A 15931-nucleotide genomic window follows, 5' to 3' on the forward strand; every position below is an offset into this window, starting at 1 on the left:
TGTTCCACTGCCGGCGCCGGGTGCGGCGCCGCTATTCAGATTGCATGAACCGTTTCTCTCTGCGGGGCGAGACTCCTTGTGTTCGGCGAAAGCATCAGCTGCGCTGCCTTTTCCGCAATCATCAGTGTAGGTGAGCAGGTGTTGCCGGATGTAATGCTTGGCATCACCGAGGCATCGGCAATACGCAGGCCCGGCACGCCATGTACGCGCAGTTGCGCATCGACCACTGCATCTTGGTCATCGCCCATGCGGCAAGTGCCCACCGGGTGGAAAATCGTCGTGCCGATACGCGCGGCGGCTTCATGCAGTTGTTCTTCGGTTTGCAGCGCGTCGCCCGGCAGGTATTCCACCGGCTTGAACTGGCTCAAGGCCGGTGCGGCGACGATGCGGCGGGTCAGGCGGATCGCATCGGCGGCCACGCGCAAATCTTCGGGATGGCTGAGGTAGTTGGGCCGTATCAGGGGTGCATCCGCCGGGTTGGCGGAGCGAATATCAATGCGGCCACGGCTTTGCGGGCGCAGGTCGCACACCGACGCGGTGAATGCCGGGAAGGCATGCAACGGCTCGCCAAAACGCTCCAGTGACAGCGGCTGCACATGGTATTCAAGGTTGGCCGTAGTCTGTTCCGGGCCGGAGCGGGCGAAGGCGCCAAGCTGGCTGGGCGCCATCGACAATGGGCCGCTGCGGTCATACAGGTAGCGCAGGCCCATGCCCATTTTGCCCAACAGGGTGCCGGCGATCTGGTTCAAGGTGCGTGCGTTTTCCAGCTTGTAGATCAGCCGCAGTTGCAGGTGGTCCTGCAGGTTGCCACCGACACCCGGCAGTTCATGCAGCACGTTGATGCCCAATGGCTTGAGCACATGGGACGGGCCAATCCCTGAGCGTTGCAGGATACCCGGCGAGCCGACAGAACCGGCGCACAGGACGATTTCCTTGCGTGCCTTCCAGCTCAGTTGTTGCCCATGTTGACGCCCGACCACGGCCGAAGCGCGACCGTTTTCCAGCACTACACGGTCGACTTCCACTTCGGTCAGCACGGTGAGGTTGGGGCGCTGGCGGATCGGCTTGAGAAACGCCTTCGCCGCGTTCCAGCGCACCCCGGCCTTTTGGTTGACCTGGAAGTAGCCGCAGCCTTCATTGTCGCCCTGGTTGAAATCGCTGATCGGCGCGATACCACTCTGCGCCGCCGCATCGCGAAAGGCATCGAGGATCGGCCAGTGCAGGCGCTGTTGCTCCACGCGCCATTCACCGCCGTCGCTGTGAAATTCCGAGCCGCCGGCAAAATGGTTTTCGCTCTGTTTGAACAGTGGCAGCACGTCTTTCCAGGCCCAGCCGGGGTTGCCTGCGGCGGCCCAGCCGTCGTAATCCTGGGCTTGGCCGCGCATATAGATCATGCCGTTGATGGACGAGCAGCCGCCCAGCACTTTGCCGCGTGGGTAACTCAGTGCACGGCCTTGCAGGCCTTCCTGGGCTTCGGTCTTGAAGCACCAGTCGGTGCGCGGGTTGCCGATGCAGAACAGGTAGCCGACGGGGATGTGGATCCAGGGGTAATTGTCGCGGCCACCGGCTTCGAGCAGCAGCACGCGGTGGGCGGGGTTGGCGGACAATCGATTAGCCAGCAGGCAGCCTGCGGGGCCGGCGCCTACGACGATGTAATCGTATTCAGCAGTTGCAATGGGCATCTGAGGTCTCGCTTGTTTTTCTTATTGGCCCCATCCTAGTTGTTAGTTTTCGTCTTAAAAATGTTAGTTTTTACCCAGCTGCTGTGCGTTTTTAAACAGCGGCACTTAAACCTCGAAGCAACGTTATGCCTGTGGCGAGCGAGCTTGCCACAGTAAGCGCCAGCCACAGGTGCCGGGCCAGGCATTAGAAGGTACATTTGTCCAAGGGAGGCGACATGTTCGACTGGAATGACCTGCGGTTTTTTCTTGAGTTGCAACGCAGCGGCCGCCTGCTCACCGCTGCACAGCGGCTGAAAACCACGCACGCTACCGTGGCCCGGCATATCGAGGCCATCGAGAAAAGCCTCGGCACCGCGCTGTTCGTGCAGCATGCCCAGGGTTACGAACTGACGCCTTCCGGTGAAGCCCTGCTCAAGCACGCCGAGGCCATGGAAAACGTCGCGTTGCTGGCCGAAGACGAACTCACCCATTCCGCTGCGCCGCTGGGCAAGATCCGCCTTGGCGTGGCTGAGGGGTTGGGCGTGATGTTCCTCGCCAGCCGCATGGGCGGGCTGTTCGAGCGTTATCCAGGGCTGGAAGTGGAACTGGTGGCGGTGCCGCGCTTTGTGAGCATTCTCAACCGCGAAGCGGAAATCAGCATCCACCTCGAACGCCCCAGCGTTGACCAACTCGTCACGCGCAAACTCACCGACTACCGCCTGGCGCTCTACGCCAGCCGGGCTTATCTTGAGCGCAACCCGCCGATTGAAAAACGTGAAGACCTCGCCGCCCATGCATGGATCGATTACGTGGATGACCTGCTGTTCAGCCAGGAACTCAAGTTCCTCAGCAGCTTTTGCCGCAACCCGAAAGTGGTGTTCCACAGCACCAGCGTGATTGCTCAACACCAGGCGGCGCGTTCGGGATTGGGCATTGCGGTGCTGCCGTGCTTTATGGCTGCTGGCGACCCGGACCTGGTGCCTTTGCTGCCGGCAGAAAGCATCCAGCGCAGCTACTGGATCAGCTCGCGCCGGGAGCTGCACAAGTCAGTGCGGTTGCGGGTGTTGTGGGATTATGTGGTGGAGTTGTGTGCGCGCGAGCAAAGCTTGCTGTTAGGCGAAACCCACTGAAGAAACCGGATAAAAAAATGTGGGAGCTGGCTTGCCTGCGATGAGTCCCTGTCAGTCAACTTATTTGTTGAATGACACACTGCAATCGCAGGCAAGCCAGCTCCCACATTGGGTTTGTGTTGTGTCAGTGAGGGGTTAGAGCTTCACCACCTGATGCACCTGCTCAGCACACGCCCGCGCCTCGTCAATCATCTTGCCAAACGCTTCACTGGCGACTTCTGCATGGGGCAGCCAGCGTATCTTTTGGCTCAGGCGATAGTGATACTGCAGGCCGTCATCCGTGCGCTTGCCATCCAGATCCAGGTCATACCAGGGCGAGCGCACCTGGCAGCCGGGGATGGCTTTTTCCATCTGCCCACCGGTCAGCTTGAAACGGTAGTCGTAGGTTTCGGGGTTGCCCAGGTAAAGGTCGGCTTGTTGATCATGGCGACGGTAGTTGATGAAACCATCCCAACGGCCTTTGAGTGACTCGTCGGTGTAGACGTAGTCGTTCGCGAGCTTTTCCAGCGCGCGCTGGTCGTTCATGCTGGCGTTGACGGTGTAGCCGTCGTGCACCACGAAGGCGGTGGGTTGGCGGGTGATTTTACAGTCGCTGATTTCGTTGCCAAAGTTGCCGCAGATGTTCTGGTCGGTGGCGGTGGTGCCTTGCTGGCGATCGGCGACGCTCATTTGCATCAGCGGCAGGCGGCTGAAGGTGATGGTGGCCTGGGTGGCGCCATTGCCTTGCTTGTCGAAGTGCACTTTTTTGTCCAGGCGCAGGGTGGTTTCCGGGCGTTCCAGCGGGATCTGTTCTTCGCGTACCTGGCCCTGAGCATCATTGACCAGCACCCAGCGGTCTTGAATGTCGGGCATGGTCTGGCCGGGTGCGAACACCGGGTTGGTCGGGTCGAGCCACCAGACCTGGCCATCGACTTCGGCACGCACGATGGCGTGGTTCGCTGCATTGGTGCCGGGGATCAACAATGAGAACGCCACGTCGCCACGGCTGACCCAGGCGGTTTCGGCCTTGATGCCGCTGGCCTTGAGCATTGCGGTCAGCAGGATCGCCAGGTCTTTGCAGTCGCCATAACCATGCTGCTCGATTTCCGCCAGGTTGAACGGCACATAACCGCGCTCGGTGGCGCGCCAGTCGCCCAGGTAGCGGTAGTGATCGTTGATGTGCTGCATCAGCGCTTCGACCTTTTGTGCCGGCGCCAGGTTGCGTGCGGCAGCTACGGCCGCGGCCGCTTGCGCCGGCAGGTTGGCGCCGAGGATCTGGTTGTAACGCTGGGCGAAATCACCGAAATACGCCTGGCGCTCCAGGGCGCTGCCCACTTCCAGGCGCGGGATGCGTTGCAGCGCGGCGCTGGAGGATTCGTTGATGTAATTGAGATAGGTCGGTTTTTTTTGCACCACGTCCAGGGTTTTGCCGTTGGCAGATGCCGTTACTTTGAAACCGTCGAACAACTCACTGCGCCACTGGATCGGGCGCTCGGCGGTAAAGCGCGCCTTGACGTGGTCGCGCCGGAATGCGCTGGGGCCAAACACGATTGCGTAGTGAAACTGGGTCACCAACGGTTTGGCGGCGCGACGTTCGCGCACGGTGTAGCGAATTTGCGTGCCTACGCGCAGGTTCGGGAAGGCCAGCGAGGTTTGCTTGTAGCGGCTGAAGCCCTGGTCCGGGTTGGGCGCGGTGCGCGTGTCGATTTGCGCGGCGTCCAGCGCGACCGGCTTGGCGCCTGGTTGGGTGGATTGCGCGCTGATCACTTCAAAGGTGTCGCCTTCGGAGTAATCGAAGTCGATGCGCGAGAGCATTTCGCGGCCGTTGGGCTTGAGGATGGTGTAGTGCTGGGTGGTGGTGCAGTCGGTGCTGGCGTCGCGGTTGAAGTGGCAGTGCAGCTCGGTGTCGCTGGCCAGCGGGGCTTCGGTCATGGGTTGCAGGGCGGCACTGACACCGTGGGAAACCAGCCCCAGGCTCAGGGCAAGCAAGGGTCTTTGAAACGAAAAACGATACAAACGATACAAACGGTACAAACGGTACATGGGCGCCTCGGGTGACACAGTGGAACAACTACCCGATGGGTAGTGAGAAGGCGCCGGATGATAATGGATCGCAACAACAAAAGCCAGGATTGTCTGACAATTAATGTGTCTGAAAGGCCCGTTCTAGAGCCTTTTGGTTGATTTTTGTCAGGGTTTTAGCAGTTCAAATTCGGCACTGGCGAGCTTTTCGCCGTTCACCAGCACATGCACCCAGTGCTTGCCTGCGTAATGCTTGCGCGTGGTCAACTCACGAATATGTTGTTCGCGGCGGATGCTCTGATGTTCGCCCGCGCCCAGGGTAAAGGCCTTGAGCTTGAACACTTTGGCCGCGCTGTGGCCGGCGCTTTTTACGTAGTCGATGGCGTAGTCGACCACCAGCTTCTGCGCGGCGGTGGCGGTGGATTCCAGACTGAACGACAGGTTGATCCGCTCGCCCAGGTTGATCACCGCCGGTGTGACCTTCAGGTGGTGAATGTTGACCTCGGCCCTGGCGCCGGCACCCATGATCGTGAGTGCGCGGGGATTGCCTTGCTTGATCAGGCTGCGCAAGGCGTGCCGGGCGATCCAGGCGGTGTGCGGGTTGTCCAGGTTCCAGCCTTCGATCAGGCTGAGCACCCATTCCGGGTGGTCCTTGGTGATGTCGTTGAGGTGGTTGGCCACCGACTTGCGCACATACAGGCTGCTGTCGGCCTTGAGGTTATCCAGGATCGAGGCGCACAGCTGCGGGTTGGCCTGCACCGCCGCCAAGCGAAAGGACCAGGGCAGGCGAGGGCGCGAGCCTTCACTGGCAAGGCGCCGCACATGTTCGTTGGCGTCCAGCGACCACTGCTGCATCACGGCCAGGGTACGCTCGAAGTCGTTCAACAAGAATGGGCGAATGGCGAACTCGGCCGAGCCAAACACGGTGAAGTATTTGAGCGCGGCCATGGAGCGCTTAAAGTCACTTTGCCCGTAACTGGCCACGTAGTGCGGCAGAAACAGGCACACAAATGAACTGTTCAGTCGCGGAGCCAGCGCATGCAGCAGCTTGAGGGTGTGCGCGTAATCCAGTGGGATTACCGCATGCAGGCTCTCACTGACCCGCGCCATGCGCTGCATTACCGACAACTCGGCCAGCCCGGCTTTGGCGTGCTTTAGAAACCCTTTTGCATCAAAGGCCGGGTACACCGCTGTCATTTCACTGGCGATGTGTTGCAGGCGTTCGACGTTGAAGATTTCCTTGAGGGCCGGGGCGCTTTGGTCGGTCATCGGTGATTCCATGGCTAGAGAAACCAGCGGTATTCCCGCGCGTTGATCTCTTGTTGAAAGGCCAAGTGGTCCTGGCGTTTGTTTTCGCAGTACACGTCGATAAATTCGGCGCCCAGCTTATCGCGCAATACCGCTTGATGCTGCATGGCGCGTACGGCATCGAGCATTTCCAGGGGGAAGTCAGCGCCGCTGTTACGGTCCTCATTCAGCGGGGCGATGGGTTCTTGCCTGGCTTCAAGGCCATGCTCCAACCCTGCCAGGATCGCTGCCAGCACCAGGTAGGGGTTGGCATCGGCACTGGCCAGGCGGTGTTCGATGCGCAGGTTGCGCGGGTCGGAATCGGGAATACGCACGCACGCGTCGCGGTCTTCAAAGCCCCAGTTGGCACGCGTTGCCGCGTTCACGGTGCCACCCAAGCGGCGGAAGGCGTTGTGGTTGGGCGAGAAAATCGGCATGCAGTGCGGCAACAATTCCAGGCAACCGGCCACCGCGTGGCGCAGCGGTTGCTGCTGGTGCGCCGCGAGTAAATTATTGCCCGCGCCGTCATACAGGCTGACATGCACATGCATGCCGCTGCCGGGAAATTGCAGGTAAGGCTTGGCCATAAAGCTGGCGCGGTAGCCATGCTTGAGTGCCACGCCACGCGTGCTGCGGCAGAACAGCGCGGCCCAGTCGGCGGCGCGCAGGCCGTCGTCGCAGTGGCCGAAGTTGATCTCGAACTGGCCAGGGCCGAGTTCGGCGGTGATCACCGTGATGTCGATGCCTTGGGCCTGGGCGGTTTGCGCCATGTCGTCGAGCACTTCGCTGAAGCGCGACAACCGCTCGATGTGCAGGTTGGGCTGGTCGTCAGCGTCATCACTCAGCGGGTCGCGGGCAAATTGCGGCAGGCCGTCGTCGAGTTTTTTATCGAACAGGTAAAACTCCAGCTCAAACGCCACCACCGGGTGAATCCCCTTGTGCTGCAGGCGCTCCAGCACCTTGGCCAGGACTTCACGTGGTTCAAACTCGATGGGCGCTTCAGTGCCATCCGAGGTGATCAGCATCTGCCCCAGCGGTTGCGCTTCCCAGCTCACCGGCTTGAGCGTGCCCGGCACCAGGCGGCGATTGGCATCCGGGTCGCCGTCGTGGAAGCAATAGTCACCAATTTTGAACAGCCCGCCCTGGGCGCCCAGCAGCACGGCATTTTGCGGCAGCTTCAACGGGCTGCCGGCGGCGACTTTTTCGAGCATCTCCACCGGGTAGCGCTTGCCGTAGAAATGCCCGGGAATGTCCAGGGCGATCAGGTCGACGTAACGCACCTCGGGGTGGTTCTGGCGAAAGGTCCGTACTTCGGCCAGCAACGTGGAGGGTTGGCTTTTCACGGGTGTTGCTCCTAGTTGTAAACCCACAATACGCGGGCGGGCAGATCAGTCAGGTTGGCGTAGCGGCAATGGGCAAAACTGGCCAGGTGGAAGCTGTCGCCTTGGCCGAGGGTGACCGAATCGGCTTCACCTTCCACCCACAGCGTCAGCTCGCCCTCCAGTACAAAACCGGCCTGTTCGGCGCGATCGCTCATGGTGTGCTCGCCACTGTTGGCGCCGGGCGCCAACAGGCTGTCGAGCATCGAAAAGGCGCCGTGCATGCTTGGCGAAACCAGAATGTCGGTGATGCCATTGGCGTAATACACCGTGCGCCGCTCGTTGGGGCGTGTGACCCAGTCGACGGCCTTGGGTTTGGGCAGGCTGTAGAAGTAGGTGGTGGGCACATCCAGGGCGTGGCTGATGGCAGTCAGGTCGGCCACAGTAGGGCGTGACAGGCCGCGTTCGACCTGAGACAAAAAGCCCACCGAACGCTCGATTTTTTGCGCGAGTTGGGCGAGCGTGAGTTTCTTGTGCTTGCGCAGATCGTGGATGAGCACAGCCAGGGCGTCGAGTTCTTGTTGTTGGTTCATGAAATTTATGTCGAGAAATTTCATGAAAAATTACACGGATTATTTCACGGTGGCAATGGGTGTGGCATAGCTTTTGTGGCGAGGGAGCTTGCTCCCGCTGGGCAGCGAAGCGGCCCCAATCGACCCACAGCGTTGGTTCAGGTGTTACTCGGCCAGCCTTTTTGGGGCTGCTGCGCAGCCCAGCGGGAGCAAGCTCCCTCGCCACAGTGGGGGGCGTGACATAGTGGGAAACTGAATGGTCCAGGCCAGTGGTGGAGGGTGTTTCATCAGCGCACACCTGCTGCCTAAGCTTTTGTGGCGAGGGAGCTTGCTCCCGCTGGGCTGCGAAGCGGCCCCAATCGATCCACCGCGTTGGTTCAGGCGGTACTCGGCCAGCCTTTTGGGGCTGCTGCGCAGCCCAACGGGAGCAAGCTCCCTCGCCACAGTGGAGGGGCGTGACATATTGGGAAACTGAATTGAACGGAGGTATTGCCGTGGCTTGCTAGGGTAAATGGATCATTCATTCAATCGCAGAGCAAAGGATTGCTTCAGAAACCCAATTCTCACCTATTGCGACGTGGCCGTTATTCAGAGGCGGGTCGGGCTTACTTGGTAACTGCTGTGGTCTATCAGCGCCGCCCGGTGTTTGCCAATTTTCGCTTGGGGCGGTTGTTGGTGGCAGAGTTCAAACAGGCTCATGACCTTGAGATGGTTAACTCTTTGGCTTGGGTCATCATGCCAGACCATTTCCATTGGCTATTTGAACTCAGAGCCGCATCGTTGCCGCAAGTGATGAAAAGGGTGAAGTCGCGCAGCACATTGACCATCAATCGAGCCTGTCATGCACGGGGCGCGTTCTGGCAGTGCGGGTACCATGATCGCGCAGCGCGCGCTGAGGAGGATCTTATAAAGATCGCACGCTACATAATTGGCAACCCATTGCGCGCTGGGTTGGCTGAACATATCGGCGATTATCCGCTCTGGGACGCAGCCTGGTTATAGACCCGGCGCCCTTGTGGCGAGGGAGCAAGCTCCCTTGCCACAAGAAGGGTGCAAACTTGAATGATTCCATGCGCCTGCGGTCGGAACCTGGGTACGCATCATTCATTGAAGGAGCACCCATGAAGTCCAAGACCCTAGCCGCTTGCCTGCTGCTCACCGCTGGCCTGTCCACCGTCAGCTTTGTCGTGCAGGCCGGTGATACACCCCAGGAAACCGTGCAGCCTTCCAGCATCAATACGCGGGATCTGAAAGAAGGTGATCGCGCCCCGGATATCCTGATGCGCAAGGAATCGGCGGTCAGCGACTGGAAAAAACGCGGCCTCAAGCAGCCTGAGGCAGACAGCCAATGGGCGCGGGTGGGTGATAAGTTTGTGCTGCTCAAAACCACCAACGGCACCATTCTTGAGATCACCCCCGTCAAGCGGTGATCGGTCTGTTTTCCTCGCTCTTGCGTTAAGGTAACCGGCCACACCGGTCGTGTTACCTCACCCATCACTTCGGCCTCGGCGTCACCCAGGTCGACCTGGATATCAGCCTGCCTTCATTTTCATTGGGCCGTCGTTGAAGGCAGATCATCCAGTGTGAGCTTGCCGACGTTGTTGCTTTGCAGTTCGTAGCGCAACTCTTCAACCATCTTGGCCACTTCTTGCGCGGTTTGCAGCCGGTTGGTGCTGATGCCTGTCACCACCAGATCAACACGGCCGGTTTCGGCGTCGTAGACCTTGAGGGTCAGGGACGCGTCCCGGCACAGGGTGAACTCGCAGGTCAGCGGTGACAAACCTTCTTCGATGCAGTTGCGCAGTTGAGAGAGGGTAAACATGGGCCTCGGCCTCCTCAACGACGACGCAGCAACAGGCCCACAAGCAGGCCGATACCGGCGACGACAGCCACGGTAGCCAGGGGTTTGTTTTTGGCAAAATCACTGACAGTGTCCAGCGCGTCGCCGTACGTTTGCTGCAGTTGACCTGCGGCCTGACGCGCCACACCTTCAGCCTGCAATTGTTCATCGCCGGTGAGGTCGCCGATAAAACCCTGGGCCTTGCCGGCAACCTTCTCTACGGCGCCTTTGACTTGTTCGCTTTTCATCGTGCTTTCCTTGGAAGAGATCAAACCATTACGGCACGGGACCAAAGGCCCTGTGCCCACCCTTCAAGGTTAAGCAGCGTACGCCAGCGCAATAAGGCGAATTTGCACTGGTCGCACTAGTGCATTTGCACTCTATGGTTTGCTTTTGACGCGCAGTTCGCCGGCAAACAAGCCGCGCTCCCTGGCCCATACAATGGCCGCGCTGCGGCTGTGCACACCGAGTTTGGAGTACACCGTGGCCACATGATTACGCACCGTGTTGGGCGCAAGCTTCAGGCGCGAGGCAATTTCCTTGTCGGCCAGGCCTTCGCAGATCAAACCCAGCACATCACGCTCACGGGCGGTAAGGTCGGTGAAGGCTACGTTCGGCAGGTTGGGGCTGTTGACGCTCTTGGCGTTGGCCAGTTTCTCGATCAGGGTCTGGCTGAACCAGGAGGCGTCTTGCATCACCTCCTCAATGGCCGCCACCAGCTCCAGCTCCGAGCGTTTGCGTTCGGTGATGTTCATCAGCACCAACAGGTAGCAGGGCACGTCCTCGATAATCACTGTGTCGGCGGAGACCACGCAGTCGATCACCTCGTTGCCTTTCTTGCGCACCTTGAGGTCCTGGCCTTCGAGGTTGCCGGCTTTTTCCAGGGTGGCGAACAACTGCGCTCCAGCAGGGGCGCTGTCGATGAAGTTGATGTCCTCAACGTTCTTGCCGATCAGCTCTTCGCTGATGTAACCGGTGATGTTCATGAACGCTTCGTTGATGTCCACCACTTGCCGGTTGGCGGCGTTGCACACCAGGGTCGGCACCGGCGTGAGGCGAAAGGATTTGGCGAACCGTTCTTCGCTCTGGCGCAGGGCGATTTCTGCCTTGCGCCTTGGCTCCAGGTCGGTAAAGGAAAACAGCATGCAGTCTTCCTCGTTCATGTCCAACGGCTGGCCGGCGACAATCACCAGTTTGCTGCCGCCTTCGGGCAGGCGCAGTTCAGCCTGCATCTGCGGGATGGTCGCACCTTCGCTCAGGCGCTGAATGGCCAGGTCCTTGCGATCGGCGTGTTCCAGTACATCCAGTTCATAGACGGATTTGCCGATGACCTGATCGCGGTTGTAACCGGTCATCTCCAGGAAACCCTGGTTAACCTTGATGTAGCGCAGGTCGCTGAGGCGGCAGATCACCGCGGGTGCCGGGTTGGCGTTGAAGGTTTTTTCGAAGCGCTGCTCGGCGCTGGCCCATTCGGTGGCGTCGCTGAGGATCAGCACCAGCAGTTCCGGTTCACCGTGGGCGTCCGTCAGCACCAGGCTGCGCAAGCGATGCACCCAACTGCGGTCCTCGTCGTCAACGGGGGTGACTTCCACCACCACATCGCTGAATTCTTCACCGGCTGCGATTCGGCTGAGCGGGTAGCTGTCCAGCGGCAAGGGGTGGTTGTTGCGATAGCGCAAGGCAAAGCGCTTGGCGTATTGCTCGGTATTGGCGCCGAGCTGCTCGACCTCACTGACCCCGTGCATGGCCAGCGCGGCTTCGTTGGCCCACAGAATGGTCTGGTCGACTTCGGCCAGGATCACACCGTCCGATAACCCGGAGATGATCTGCTGTAATTGGCGGCGGTTGGTTTCTTTGGCAAGAACGTCCTGGGTCATGGTCTCTCCGGGGATGGGCGCATGAAGGGTACGACACCCAGGCATCAGGATAGTGCACACAACGTGCCCGTTGCGGGGTGCGAATGCACCAGATGCTCTGGTGCATTTGAGCGGGGACGACCGGCAGCGGTCTCGCCAGACTGATACGGTCAACCACTCAAAGGATTAATCATGACAACTGTCTATGAAACCAACCGTTCACCGTTTCGCGTGTCCTGGAGCTCTGTGCTCGCCGGTAGTGCAATTGCCCTGGTGACCTACCTGGTACTCAGCGTGCTGGGCACGGCCATCGGCGCCAGTGCCGTCAACCCGATGGAAGCGGGCAACCCCCTGAGCGGCTTCGGCACCGGCGCCGGGATCTGGCTGTTTGTCTCCACCCTGGTGGCTGTCGGCCTCGGCGCCTTTGTGGCCGGGCGCACTGCACCGGACCGTGGCGGCTTGCACGGCGTATTGACCTGGACCTTCACCACCTTGCTCACCACCTGGCTGCTGGCTGGCCTGGCCGGCAGCGTGGTCGGCACCGCCGGTAATGTAGTAGGCAAAGGCTTGTCCGCCGCCGGCAGTGGTATCGCCGCTGCTGCGCCTGGGATCGGCAACAGCATCAAGCAGCAGTTGAACGAGCAGGGTATCCAACTGGACTGGAACAGCCTGCAAGGCCAACTCGACACCTTGCTCAAGCAAAGCGGCAAGCCTGAGCTGGACCCTGCCAACGTCGAGCAGAAAACCGACCAGGCCGCCGCCGACGGCAAGCAATCGGCCAAGGACGCCGCGACCAACCCTGCCCAGGCCGGTGATGAGTTGAAGCAGTGGTTCGAACGCGTCAAAGCCTCCGGCGAGCCTGCGTTGAATGCTGCGGACAAAGACGCGCTGGTCAACATCGTGGCCGCCCGTACCGGCAAGAGCAAAGCCGAAGCCACGCAGATCGTCGACAACTATGCCCAGGCTTATCAGCAAGCCATGCAGAAGGTCGATGAGCTGAAACAGCAAGCCGAACAGAAAGCCCGTGAAGCCGGTGAAGTAGCGGCTAAGCAGCTGTCCCGCGCTGCATGGAGCACCTTGGCCATGTTGCTGCTGGGTGCAGCCTTGAGCTTCTTTGTGGGTCGTACCGCGCTGACCACGCGTCGCGTGCCGTTGGCTTAAGCTGAGCATGTGCGGCATGGATGCCGCCTGTGGAAGCTGGTTATGGAGTGAACTCGCTACCCCCTGCGCTCGAATGAATGCGTAAAATACCGGCTTTTTACGTGTATCACGCAAAGGTGCCCCTTGAGCGCAGGCAAAGCTGTCGGACTGTTATTACTCACCTCCCTGTTGGCGGCGTGCGGTACTTCGCCGCCACGCACGCCAAACGACATCTGCGGCATCTTCCGTGAAAAAGATGACTGGTACGACGCCGCCAAGGTCACGCAAAAGCGCTGGGGCGTGCCGATCCAGGTGCCGTTCGCGATCATGTATCAAGAGTCGGGCTTCCGCCAGGATGCCAAGACACCACGCAAGTACCTGCTATGGATCATCCCCTGGGGGCGCGTGTCCACCGCCGAAGGCTATTCCCAGGCCAAGGATGAAGTGTGGAACGACTACCGCAAGAGCACCGGCCGCAGCGGTGCGAGCCGTCAGGATTTCGATGACTCCATCGACTTTGTGGGTTGGTACATGGACAAGACCTACACCATCAACGGCGTGTACAAATACGACGCCTACGGCCAATACCTGAACTACCACGAAGGCTGGGGCGGCTATCGCCAGCGTACCTATGCGGCCAAAGCCTGGCTGCCGCCGGTGGCGAGCAAGGTGCAGGCGCGCTCGCAGATGTACGCGGCGCAATATGCGCGCTGTAAGGATGATTTGGGCCGCGGGTTCTGGAGCCGGTTCTGGCATTGGTTGTAAGGAACGATCGGCATAAGGGTGTGGCGAGGGCGCACTTGCCAAGCTCATTTTATTCTGGGAAAACCCCAGTCTTAACTCATCCAACGAGAGCCCCATGAGCAACGATGAACTCCAGATCACCGACACCCGCCTGGGCACCGGCAAAGCCGTGGTCAAGGGGGCGCTGATCACCACCCAATACACCGGCACCCTCGAAGACGGCACCGTGTTCGATTCGTCCTGGGAGCGCGGCAAGCCGTTCCAGTGCGTGATCGGCACCGGGCGCGTAATCAAGGGCTGGGACCAGGGCTTGATGGGCATGCAGGTGGGTGGCGTGCGCACACTGTTTGTGCCGGCGCACCTGGCCTATGGCGAGCGTTCGATGGGCGCGCATATCACGCCCAACAGCAATCTGTGCTTTGAAATCGAGTTGCTGGAAGTGCTGACGCGCGACGATTGAAGGGGAAGTAAACATGGAGGTTGATTGCGCACTCGAAGGTATTCGAGTGGTTGAACTGCACGACGGCGACGCGGCCGAACTGCAGTGTTTTTTTGACCAGGCACCCGAGTATTTCATCGCGGTCAATGGTGAGCCGGCCACACCGACCGAAGCGCACGAAGAGTTACAGGGTCAGTTGCCGGCAGGTTGGCGTTGCAGCCGGATGTACTGGCTGGGTTATCGCGATACGCAGGACCAACTGGCCGCCGTCGTGAACATCGCGGCCGACTTGCTGGCCGTCGGCGTGTGGCATATCGGTTTGCTGCTGGTGCATACGCGCCTGCATGGCACCGGGTTCGCGCGACAATTGCATGCCGATCTTGAAGCGTGGGCGGTGAGCAACGGTGCCCAGTGGCTGCGGTTGACGGTGGTGGTCGGCAATACCAAGGCCGAGCGCTTCTGGCCCAAGCTTGGGTATGTGCAGGTGCGCACGCGTGAAGGCATCAGGATGGGACGGCAGGTCAACAGGGTGTCTATTCAGGTCAAGCCGCTGGCAGGTGGGCAGATGGACGAGTACTTGAAACGGGTTGAGCGGGATCGGCCCGATATGCCGTAATAGCGGACGTGCACACTCCTTGTGGGAGCTGGCTTGCCTGCGATGACGCAGTGTCAGGCAATAAACCTCCAGCAGACAGACCGCCATCGCAGGCAAGCCAGCTCCCACAGTTGATCTTCGGCGTGACCCAAAAAACAGTTGCTGAACTCACCCTGAACAATCCACCTAAACCCCTATGGTAAATTCTCCTACGGTTTACTCCCTCGAAAACGCGGCGTAAACTCCGCGCGTTTTCATCAATAGCGGAGACCCTCAGTGGGTACTTGTTCGAGCGACAGTCGTCGGCCGGTTTCGGTTACTGGCACATACTTGGCAAGGTAACGCGCATTTTTCCTGATGCCGTTGTCTCGCCTCAAAAAGCGAGAAGCGGCATTCCGGCAGCGGCCAGTCCTGGCACCTGCCTGCATCCCTCTCATCGACGCTGACCAGCACCTCAAATCACTTGGGATGCTACGGACGCGCCTGCCTTTTACGGCGGGCGGGCCAAGCTGACTGTGCCTTTAAACGGGGACGGTGCAGTCGGTCGTACCTGCACTAAGGTTTCTGGCATGCGCAGCAGTCATGGAGAATTTTTATGCAGGCAATCAACAACATCAACCTCAACTCGTTGGTCGATACCGTGGTCAGCCTTACCGCGGCGTTTATCCTCGGTGGCTTGATCGGTTTCGAACGCCAGTACCGCCAGCGCACGGCGGGCTTGCGCACTAATGTGCTGGTGGCAGTGGGCGCGGCGATCTTCGTCGACATGGCCAACCGCCTGGGTGGCGCGGAAGGCGCGGTGCGGGTGGTTGCGTACGTGGTCTCGGGCATCGGCTTTTTGGGCGCTGGCGTGATCATGCGTGAGGAAGGCAACGTGCGTGGGCTCAACACTGCTGCGACGTTGTGGGCTTCGGCAGCGGTGGGGGCGTGTGCGGGGGCTGACCTGATCCTCGAAGCACTGCTGGGCACGCTATTTGTGCTGGCGGCCAACACCTTGCTGCGGCCGATCGTCAATAACATCAACCGTCAGCCTTTGGACGTGGTGTCGGCGGAGGTCACCAACATCCTCTATGTCATCGCCCGGCGCAGCCAGCAGCAGGCAGTGATGGTGCTGCTGGAGGCCGAACTGGCGCGGTGCAACTACCCGGCCAGCGACGTCGATGTGCGGCCGTTCGGCAGCGAAGAAGTGGAGATCGAGGCCACCCTGGCCGCGACCTCGGTAGACGGCGACGAACTGGACGCGCTGGTGGCGCGAATTTCCACCTCGACACTGGTGGTGCAAGCGTTCTGGAGCCCGAGTACCACTGACTGACACGCGCTCAATGGCTACTTTTGTGAAGAAAAATC

Annotated in this window: 16 protein-coding genes; 8 read left to right on the forward strand and 8 right to left on the reverse strand. The window is 60.2% G+C overall.

From position 1 onward, the window contains the following. Positions 1-35 precede the first annotated feature (35 nt). On the reverse strand, positions 36-1682 hold the full coding sequence (locus tag GIW48_RS11750; protein WP_236462145.1) for a GMC family oxidoreductase: 1647 nt from the start codon (positions 1680-1682) through the stop codon (positions 36-38). A 215-nt stretch (positions 1683-1897) separates the two neighbouring features. On the opposite strand from GIW48_RS11750, the gene GIW48_RS11755 reads away from it, so the two are divergent. Then, a complete protein-coding gene (locus GIW48_RS11755; protein ID WP_017135020.1) occupies positions 1898-2791 on the forward strand; it encodes a LysR family transcriptional regulator in 894 nt (297 codons plus the stop codon). Between the two features lie 135 nt (positions 2792-2926). Here the strand turns inward: GIW48_RS11755 and GIW48_RS11760 are convergent, their stop codons facing one another. The 4 genes from GIW48_RS11760 to GIW48_RS11775 form a co-directional block, all read right to left on the reverse strand. Continuing rightward, the gene (locus GIW48_RS11760) at positions 2927-4786 is read right to left on the reverse strand and encodes a DUF3857 domain-containing transglutaminase family protein (protein WP_236462154.1); all 1860 of its coding nucleotides are present in this window, start codon (positions 4784-4786) and stop codon (positions 2927-2929) included. 174 nt (positions 4787-4960) lie between these two features. Next, on the reverse strand, positions 4961-6061 hold the full coding sequence (locus GIW48_RS11765) for a DNA alkylation repair protein (RefSeq protein WP_170038743.1): 1101 nt from the start codon (positions 6059-6061) through the stop codon (positions 4961-4963). Between the two features lie 14 nt (positions 6062-6075). Next, complete coding sequence (locus GIW48_RS11770) at positions 6076-7422, reverse strand: glutamine synthetase family protein (RefSeq protein WP_170038741.1); 1347 nt, start codon at positions 7420-7422, stop codon at positions 6076-6078. Between the two features lie 11 nt (positions 7423-7433). Then, the gene (locus GIW48_RS11775) at positions 7434-7991 is read right to left on the reverse strand and encodes a helix-turn-helix domain-containing protein (protein WP_017135024.1); all 558 of its coding nucleotides are present in this window, start codon (positions 7989-7991) and stop codon (positions 7434-7436) included. 522 nt (positions 7992-8513) lie between these two features. On the opposite strand from GIW48_RS11775, the gene GIW48_RS11780 reads away from it, so the two are divergent. Continuing rightward, positions 8514-8972: an REP-associated tyrosine transposase gene (locus tag GIW48_RS11780; RefSeq protein ID WP_099547842.1), complete on the forward strand. Its 459-nt coding sequence runs from the start codon at positions 8514-8516 to the stop codon at positions 8970-8972. Positions 8973-9091: 119 nt separating this feature from the next. Then, complete coding sequence (locus GIW48_RS11785; RefSeq protein ID WP_017138987.1) at positions 9092-9400, forward strand: RcnB family protein; 309 nt, start codon at positions 9092-9094, stop codon at positions 9398-9400. A gap of 119 nt (positions 9401-9519) precedes the next feature. Here GIW48_RS11785 and GIW48_RS11790 read toward each other — a convergent pair whose 3' ends face one another. From GIW48_RS11790 to GIW48_RS11800, 3 genes are all read right to left on the reverse strand, one after another. Next, positions 9520-9792 carry a DUF1652 domain-containing protein gene (locus GIW48_RS11790; RefSeq protein WP_017138988.1) on the reverse strand — a complete coding sequence of 91 codons (273 nt, stop codon included), beginning with the start codon at positions 9790-9792 and terminating at the stop codon, positions 9520-9522. 14 nt (positions 9793-9806) lie between these two features. After that, positions 9807-10058 (reverse strand): CsbD family protein, encoded by a 252-nt coding sequence (locus tag GIW48_RS11795; RefSeq protein WP_064451786.1) that lies wholly within the window; start codon positions 10056-10058, stop codon positions 9807-9809. 132 nt (positions 10059-10190) lie between these two features. After that, a complete protein-coding gene (locus GIW48_RS11800) occupies positions 10191-11687 on the reverse strand; it encodes a PAS domain S-box protein (RefSeq protein ID WP_017138990.1) in 1497 nt (498 codons plus the stop codon). 171 nt (positions 11688-11858) lie between these two features. Here GIW48_RS11800 and GIW48_RS11805 point away from each other — a divergent pair, with 171 nt between their 5' ends. The 5 genes from GIW48_RS11805 to GIW48_RS11825 all read left to right on the forward strand — a co-directional run bounded on the left by GIW48_RS11805 (position 11859) and on the right by GIW48_RS11825 (position 15896). Continuing rightward, the gene (locus GIW48_RS11805) at positions 11859-12827 is read left to right on the forward strand and encodes a hypothetical protein (RefSeq protein WP_236461171.1); all 969 of its coding nucleotides are present in this window, start codon (positions 11859-11861) and stop codon (positions 12825-12827) included. Between the two features lie 123 nt (positions 12828-12950). Continuing rightward, positions 12951-13571: a transglycosylase SLT domain-containing protein gene (locus tag GIW48_RS11810; protein WP_017138992.1), complete on the forward strand. Its 621-nt coding sequence runs from the start codon at positions 12951-12953 to the stop codon at positions 13569-13571. Between the two features lie 94 nt (positions 13572-13665). Then, entirely contained in the window at positions 13666-14010 is a 345-nt protein-coding gene (locus tag GIW48_RS11815) for an FKBP-type peptidyl-prolyl cis-trans isomerase (protein WP_170038739.1), read from the forward strand. Between the two features lie 13 nt (positions 14011-14023). After that, the gene (locus tag GIW48_RS11820) at positions 14024-14605 is read left to right on the forward strand and encodes a GNAT family N-acetyltransferase (RefSeq protein WP_017138995.1); all 582 of its coding nucleotides are present in this window, start codon (positions 14024-14026) and stop codon (positions 14603-14605) included. A gap of 574 nt (positions 14606-15179) precedes the next feature. Continuing rightward, complete coding sequence (locus GIW48_RS11825; protein ID WP_099547668.1) at positions 15180-15896, forward strand: MgtC/SapB family protein; 717 nt, start codon at positions 15180-15182, stop codon at positions 15894-15896. Positions 15897-15931: the final 35 nt, after the last annotated feature.

The sequence above is a fragment of the Pseudomonas sp. PA-6-3C genome (genome assembly GCF_021605825.1).
In the GTDB taxonomy this organism is placed as follows: domain Bacteria; phylum Pseudomonadota; class Gammaproteobacteria; order Pseudomonadales; family Pseudomonadaceae; genus Aquipseudomonas; species Aquipseudomonas edaphica.

What these genes read in the sequence shown, in the direction of transcription:
- GIW48_RS11825 (WP_099547668.1), top strand. Translation starts at nt 15,180, where the DNA reads ATGCAGGCAATCAACAACATCAACCTCAACTCGTTGGTCGATACCGTG.
- GIW48_RS11820 (WP_017138995.1), top strand. Translation starts at nt 14,024, where the DNA reads ATGGAGGTTGATTGCGCACTCGAAGGTATTCGAGTGGTTGAACTGCAC.
- GIW48_RS11775 (WP_017135024.1), bottom strand. Translation starts at nt 7,991, where the DNA reads ATGAACCAACAACAAGAACTCGACGCCCTGGCTGTGCTCATCCACGAT.
- GIW48_RS11815 (WP_170038739.1), top strand. Translation starts at nt 13,666, where the DNA reads ATGAGCAACGATGAACTCCAGATCACCGACACCCGCCTGGGCACCGGC.
- GIW48_RS11765 (WP_170038743.1), bottom strand. Translation starts at nt 6,061, where the DNA reads ATGACCGACCAAAGCGCCCCGGCCCTCAAGGAAATCTTCAACGTCGAA.
- GIW48_RS11800 (WP_017138990.1), bottom strand. Translation starts at nt 11,687, where the DNA reads ATGACCCAGGACGTTCTTGCCAAAGAAACCAACCGCCGCCAATTACAG.
- GIW48_RS11755 (WP_017135020.1), top strand. Translation starts at nt 1,898, where the DNA reads ATGTTCGACTGGAATGACCTGCGGTTTTTTCTTGAGTTGCAACGCAGC.
- GIW48_RS11750 (WP_236462145.1), bottom strand. Translation starts at nt 1,682, where the DNA reads ATGCCCATTGCAACTGCTGAATACGATTACATCGTCGTAGGCGCCGGC.
- GIW48_RS11805 (WP_236461171.1), top strand. Translation starts at nt 11,859, where the DNA reads ATGACAACTGTCTATGAAACCAACCGTTCACCGTTTCGCGTGTCCTGG.
- GIW48_RS11795 (WP_064451786.1), bottom strand. Translation starts at nt 10,058, where the DNA reads ATGAAAAGCGAACAAGTCAAAGGCGCCGTAGAGAAGGTTGCCGGCAAG.
- GIW48_RS11785 (WP_017138987.1), top strand. Translation starts at nt 9,092, where the DNA reads ATGAAGTCCAAGACCCTAGCCGCTTGCCTGCTGCTCACCGCTGGCCTG.
- GIW48_RS11790 (WP_017138988.1), bottom strand. Translation starts at nt 9,792, where the DNA reads ATGTTTACCCTCTCTCAACTGCGCAACTGCATCGAAGAAGGTTTGTCA.